This is a genomic window from Sphingobium quisquiliarum P25, assembly GCF_000445065.1.
In the GTDB taxonomy this organism is placed as follows: Bacteria; Pseudomonadota; Alphaproteobacteria; order Sphingomonadales; family Sphingomonadaceae; genus Sphingobium; species Sphingobium quisquiliarum.
This window is the reverse complement of record NZ_ATHO01000036.1, coordinates 1-6,483: the sequence shown is the minus strand read 5'-3', so window position 1 is coordinate 6,483 and position 6,483 is coordinate 1. Positions and strand designations below refer to the sequence as shown.

6 protein-coding genes and 1 pseudogene are annotated in these 6,483 nt (G+C 68.2%); all 7 read right to left on the bottom strand.

The genetic code is table 11. The features are described from left to right. Nucleotides 1-353: pseudogene (locus tag L288_RS26395) on the bottom strand (tetratricopeptide repeat protein); the annotation flags it as partial. Then, entirely contained in the window at nt 350-1,234 is an 885-nt protein-coding gene (locus L288_RS26390; RefSeq protein ID WP_021237148.1) for a type II secretion system F family protein, read from the bottom strand. The gene L288_RS26390 and the pseudogene L288_RS26395, both read right to left, overlap by 4 nt. Then, nucleotides 1,234-2,136: a type II secretion system F family protein gene (locus tag L288_RS26385; RefSeq protein WP_021237147.1), complete on the bottom strand. Its 903-nt coding sequence runs from the start codon at nt 2,134-2,136 to the stop codon at nt 1,234-1,236. Before L288_RS26385 ends, L288_RS26390 begins: the two co-directional genes overlap by 1 nt. Further along, nucleotides 2,130-3,461 (bottom strand): CpaF family protein, encoded by a 1,332-nt coding sequence (locus tag L288_RS26380; RefSeq protein ID WP_021237146.1) that lies wholly within the window; start codon nt 3,459-3,461, stop codon nt 2,130-2,132. Before L288_RS26380 ends, L288_RS26385 begins: the two co-directional genes overlap by 7 nt. Then, nucleotides 3,458-4,630, bottom strand: coding sequence for an AAA family ATPase (locus tag L288_RS26375; protein ID WP_021237145.1), 1,173 nt, complete (start codon nt 4,628-4,630; stop codon nt 3,458-3,460). The genes L288_RS26380 and L288_RS26375 overlap by 4 nt, the downstream gene beginning before the upstream one ends. A gap of 2 nt (nt 4,631-4,632) precedes the next feature. After that, a complete protein-coding gene (locus tag L288_RS26370; RefSeq protein WP_152522042.1) occupies nt 4,633-5,802 on the bottom strand; it encodes a type II and III secretion system protein family protein in 1,170 nt (389 codons plus the stop codon). Next, the coding region (cpaB, locus tag L288_RS26365; RefSeq protein ID WP_021237143.1) for a Flp pilus assembly protein CpaB at nt 5,799-6,483 on the bottom strand (685 nt) is incomplete at its 5' end. The genes cpaB and L288_RS26370, both read right to left, overlap by 4 nt.

Sequence of the window (6,483 nt, the reverse complement as noted above, 5' to 3'; positions counted from 1 at the left end):
CCTATCGCCTGGCGGTAGAGCGCCGCCGCCTCCGCCCACCGTCCGCGCGCACAGAGCAGATGGCCGCGCACGGCGCTGCTTTCCGGGCCGCCGGGCAGAGATGCCGCGGCCGCTTCGGCTCCGCTGACGTCGTTGAGGTCGAGCAGGCTGTTCACCCGCAGGACCCGCGCCTGGACATCGCCGGGATAGCGGCGGTCGAAATCGTCGAGATAGGCGATGGCGGCGCGCGGACGGCCGTCCGCGCGCGCCTGATCGATCAGTTGGAGATAGAGGTTGCGGGTGGGGTCGGCCTTTGGCGCGGCCGCGATCAGCAGCGCGGCGGCCAGGGGCAAGGCGGCGGCGGCGCGGATCATCGCGCTGCCCCCCGCAATGTATCGAAGATCGCGACGACCGGCGGCCCGCCAAGCACGATGAACAAAGCGGGCATGAAGAAGAGGATCATCAGCACCACCATGCGCACGGTGATGCCGCCCATGGCTTCGCGGGCGCGAGCGACGCGGCGCTGGGTGAATTCGCGCGCAAATTCGCGCAGGGCGGGGGCGAGTTCGACCCCCTGGAACATGGCCTGACGGAACAGCGCCGCCAGTTCCCGCGCGCCACTGACCGCCACGCGCGCCGCCCAGCGGTCCAGCGCCTGTTCGTAGCGCATGCCGCGATCGAGATCGGCGACCAGCAGGGCGATGATCGGCCCATGTTCGGGCACCGCCACCTGTTCGTCTCGCGCGATCGAGCGGAAGCATTGGTCGAGCGACACGCCGCTTTCCAGCATCATCAGCATGAGGTCGAGGAAGAAGGGAAATTCCGCCGTCACCCGGCGCGCGCGGGATGACGCCAGCATGTGCAACGCCTGCTTCGCGCCGACATAGACCAGCCCCCCGCCAATGATGATCAGCAGCGGCCGGGCGAGCCATCCGCCCCAGATGATGCGGGACAGCAGCATGATCGTCAGCGCCGTCCCGCCCGTGGCGAGAAGGCGGAGCCAGACGAAGCGGTTGAGCGCGCGCGGATCGCGGAATCCCGCAAGGTGCAACTTGCTTTCCAGTTCCGACCGGTCACGCCCTCTCGCGATGACGAAGGCGGGCAGGCGCAGGCCGGAGGGCGGCGCGGCGGGCGCAAGGGACGACAGGCGGGCTTCCAGCCGCTGGTCCGCGCGCAGGAGCCGGACACCGTGCGCCGCAAAGGTCACGGCCACCAGAAACACGGCGGCGCAGAAGAAGATCAGCGGCGAAGGCATCAGAAGGCCAGCCTCATGACGCGCCGCATCACCAGCATGCCCGCCGCTTGCAGGCCGATGGCCACCACGGCCAGCCTGTGGCCGCGGGGGTCGGCGAGGAAGAAATCGATATAGGAGGGGTTCATCGACATGAGCAGCGCCATCGCGACCAGCGGCATGGCGATCAGGACGCGCGAACTGACCTTCGCTTCGGACGTGGCGGCCCTCAATTCGCGCTTGATACGGATGCGTTCGCGCAGGATCGTGGCGAGGTTGGACAGCACGGCCGTGATGGAGCCGCCATAGCGCAGATTGGTGCGGATCGCGGCAGCGAGCATCGATATTTCAGGAACGCGCAGCCGGTCCGCCAGCTGCTGCATCGCATCGCCCACGGGCGCGCCCAGTTCAAGGCGGCGGCCCACCGGCGCAAGATAGGCGCGCACGATGGCGGGCGCGTCGCCCAGGGCGCGTTCCAGCGCCTGCGAGAGGGAATTACCCACCGTCTGCATCTGCCGCACGGCGTCGATGTAGAAGGGCAAGGCGTCGACCAGCGCCTCGATCCGCCGATGCGCACGCTGCCTGATCCAGGCGAACAGCAGCAAGGGCGCGCCGATGATCAGGGCCAGCACCGCCACCGGGCCGGAGAGCAGCAGCAGGAAAAGGGCGATCAGCACGAGGCTGCCCGCCAATATTCCGGCGGAGCGGGGCGTGACCTCCAACTGCGCGCGCGCCAGCAGGGGCGCCATCCGTTCCGGCACGGAAAGGGGAAGGGCGAGGCGCGGGGAACCCGATCCGGCCCGCGACAAGACAGCGAGGCGGCGGTCCAGCCGCGCATGCGCCGCACTGCGCTGCGCCAGCCAATGCCCTGCCACCGCCAGCAGGATCAGAAGGGCCAGCATCAGGAAAGCCGCGCCCCTCAGCATAATGGCTCCGCCGCTACGCCCGCATAGTCGCGCAGGCGGCCGCTGAAGAAAGGCCGGGGCGAGAGGGTGCGGAACTCGCCAAGGCCGGACATGGCGGGCTGTTCCTGAAAACTGAACAGTTCGTTGAGCGAATAGGCCTCACCCTCCAGCCCGGTAACCTCCGTAATGCTGACGATGCGGCGGCTGCCATTGGCGAGGCGCTGGATGTGGACGACGACATGGACGCTGCTGGCGATGAAGCGGCGAATGGCGCGGATGTCGTTCTGCAACCCTGCAAAGCCCAGCAGCATTTCCAGCCGGGCAAAGGCGTCGCGCGGGCTGTTGCCGTGCAGCGTCGCCATCGAACCGTCATGGCCGGTGGACATTGCCTGAAGCATCTCCACCACTTCGATCCCGCGCACTTCGCCCAGTATGATGCGGTCGGGCCGCATGCGCAGCGCGTTGCGAACCAGTTCGCGCGCGCTGACTTCCCGGCTGCCGTCGACATTGGGCGGGCGCGTTTCCAGCCGGACGACATGATCCTGCCGCAACTGCAATTCGGCCGCATCCTCTATGGTAATCAGGCGCTCCCGGTCGCTGATGAAGGTGGACAGCATGTTGAGCAGCGTGGACTTGCCCGCGCCGGTGCCGCCGCAGATGAGGATGTTCAGGCGCGAACGGACGGCAGCGGCGAGATAAGCGGCCATATCGGCGCTCATCACCTGCCGCTCGACGAAATCATCGATGTCGAGCGCCTGCATGCGGAACTTGCGGATGGAGAGCAGCGGGCCGTCGAGCGCGACCGGCGGAATGACGATGTTGACCCGCGACCCGTCCGGCAGGCGCGCATCGACATAGGGGCTGGCTTCATCCACGCGGCGGCCGATGGGTCCGACGATCCGCTGGATGATGTTCATGAGATGGGCATTGTCGCGAAAGCGCGTGTCGACCTTCTCCAGCAGGCCGCTCCGTTCGACATAGATGGAGGCCGGGCCGTTGACGATGATGTCGTCTATGCCGGGATCTCGCAGCAGCGGGGCGAGGGGGCCGAGGCCCGCGACCTCATCCTCCACATCCTCGATCAGCAGCAGGCGTTCGGCAGCGTTGAGCGCCAGTTGGCCGCGCCTGCTGCGGCTGGTGATGACCTGCTCGATCTCTTCGCGCAGCGCGCGAAAGGCCAGCATGTCGGCGGTGCTGCCGCGCGCTTCCAACTGCTCGATCACCTGCTGGCAAATCTGTGCCTTCACCGCCTGATAGCTGTCGCTCATCCGCCGGGTCGCGGGCTGGGCGACGGGAGCAGGGCGCGCGGGGCTGGGCGGGAGGCTTTCTTCCGTGAGCAGGCTCATGAGGTGCGCTCCAGCGATCGGCGGACCGCGCGGCGCATGCGGTCGAGGCCCGCGAAGGCCATGCGGGGCGCGGGCGCCTGAATACCGCTTATCTTGCGGATCGCCTGCATATAGGGGCCGCCATCCTTCTCCATCGCGATCGGCTGGCCCGCGTTCAGCGCGTTGCGGGCGCGGGCATGGTCCACCGGCAGCGGATGGACGGCGGAGATGCCCAGCACATCCCCCATGCGGCGACTGTCGAGCAGCACGGAAGGGTGATGATCCCACACCAACAGCCGCGTCTTTGCCTTGACGGCATCGTCGCTTCCCAGCCGGTCGAGCAGGCGGCGCGAAGTTTCAAGCTCCCGGATGGATTGCGCGCAGAGCAGGTCTATGCGGTCGGCCTGCGCGCCGAGTTCGCGCAGCAGCCCGGCATGCCGCAGGCTTCCGGCGCAGAGCACGATTTCGGCGCAGCAGGTGCGGAGCAGGCGGATGAGCCCGGCGATGTCGCCGGGGCCGACGCCCACGGGCTCCGCCCCCGTGCCGCCGTCAAAAGTCAGCAGCAGCAGGCCGCTTGGCCCATGGCGGGCAAGGGCGCTCGACAGCAGGCTGGCGTCCAGCCGGTCCATGTCGCCCACGGCGGCGGCGATGCCGTAGCTGACCGGCAGATCAAGATAGGCCTGAGCGGCGCTGGTCGGCATGGTGCAATCGATCAGCAGCGTGGGCGCGCGTTCCCGTGCGCGGGTGATCGCCATGTCGGTGGCGGCCATGGCGGCTGCTTCCTGATCCGCGCCCAGCACCAATGTCAGGCGTCCGCCATTGCCCTGTCCAGCAGTGGCGGCTCCGTTGAGCAGCCGCCACAATATGCTCGCCACCTCGTCGCCCGGTCCGTCGCGGGGAATGATGTCCTGAGCGCCAGCGCGCACCGCCTGCAAGATATCGTCAGCGCCGTAATCCGGCATGGCCAGCACGATGGAGCGGCCGCCTGCCGCTTCGCTGACGGCCGAAATGGCGGCAGCGAGCGAGCGTTCGGGCGCGATGGCGTCGCGGTCGATGACGATCACGGCCGGACCGGCGAACATGTCCGGCGCGATCGACTGGCTCATTTCGACAGCGGCGCGGCCGTCCATCGCCTGTTCGATGCGTTCGGCAAGGCCTCGGTCCACGGACAGCAGGATGATCTTTGCCATGGTCACCGCCTCACCACGCCGAAGGTTGGGGCGCTGGACGTCACGGCATCCGTCGACGCGCCGGGCAGCGGCGGCATGCTGGCGGCCTGAACTGGTCCCACCAGACGCGGCGTGGCGACGATGACCAGTTCCTGCCGCTCCTTCTGGTTCTGCTGCCGGCGAAAAAATGCGCCCAGCACCGGAATGTCGCCCAGCAGCGGCGTCCTGTCGCGCGTGACCGACTGGCTGGAATAGCTGAGCCCCGCGATGACGAAGCTCTGCCCGCTGCCCAGCTCCACCGTCGTTTCGGCGGACCGGCGGCGCAGGCCCGGCACGACATAGCCCTGCAACTGCACGCCATTGACATAGTCAAGCTCGCTGACCTCCGGCGCGATCTTGAGAACGATATTGTCCTTGGACAGCACGAAGGGAGTGACGGAGAGGCGCACGCCAAATTCCTTATATTGGATGGAAATGGCGCTGCCCGACCCGGCGGACGCCTGCGGCACCGGCACGGGTATCTCTCCGCCAGCGAGGAAGCTCGCCTGCTCGCCCGACCGGACGAGCAAGGTCGGTTGCGCGAGCAGTTCCGACAGGCCGTTCGAGGACAGGGCGCTCAGCACCGCGTTGATCCCGCGATTGGGGGAGGAGAGGAACAGGTTGAACGCGTTCTGGATCGGCGCGCTGGCGTCGATGGACGAGCCGCCCGGCGCGAATTTGAAGCTGTTGAGCGTGCTGGGCGAGACGACCGCTCCCTGCAAATCGCCGCTGAGCTTGGCGAAGTTGAAGCCCAGCGCCTGGAGCGTGGAGGTGGAGATGGCGGCGAATTGCACATCGACCGCCACCACCTGCTCGCCAGCGACGACCCGATCGGCGCTGGTCAGGCGCCCTTCTTCGGTGCCAGCAGAGGCTGATGAGGCGCGGCCGACCTTGACCTGCGTTTCCGTCATCAGCGCGCCGTTCACGCCATAGACGCTGAGGGTGGCGGAACCTGCGCCGATGCCGGTCAGGCGCAAGGACCGCGCGCTGGGCGCGGTGACGGAGATGATGTCGTCCTGATCCACTTCCACGCGGCCGATCGGCTGGGGGAAGGTCATGGTGCGCTTTCCCTGTAGCGGGAGGATAGCGTCCTGCGCAGTGGCCGACCCTGTCGAGGCGGCCAGCAGGAGGGCGGCGGCCAATGTCCTGATCAACGCGCTTCTCCCCCGGAATAGATGGTTTCATGGCGGTCGCCGACGACGAGCTGGATGGCGTGGGAAGGGCGGCGGACGGGCGGCGCGGACACCTTGCGCACGGGTGCCGCGACGATTGTTTGCGGAGCAGGGTCAGGCGCGCGCGATGTCGCGTCGGCGGTCGCGGTCTGCGCCTTGTCCACCGGATTGCGCAGCGAAAGGGTGAGCGCGCCCGTGCTCTTGGCGAGTGAAAGGGTGGACACCTGATCGGGCGACAAGGCGAGGGTGACCGTCCGCGCCGGGGGCGGGGGCGTGGAAGGATCGCTGCTGCTGGCAGGCTGCGTCCCGACGACGGTTTCGCCGACCGCCAGAACCTGAACCATCTGAAGCAGCGTCTGGGCCCGGCTGCGCCCCGCGCCGCGCGCGCCGCTGATCGCATCGGCGCCGGGATAGACGACCTGTACGTCGACACGGTCCCCTGGCCTCACCAGCCCTGCGACGGCGATCTCTGCGGTCGTGTCGATGCTGACCGCGCGCATGCCGACCGGAACGCGGATGGCGAGCTTGGATTCCCCGCCGATGGCGTCGCGAGGGATGGGAGCTCCCGAAGGGATGGCGCGGGTGGCGACCTTGCCGACCAGTTCGGCGGGCGTTGCGACAAGGGGGTGGCGGCCCGGATCGGCGGTCATGTTGCGGATCATG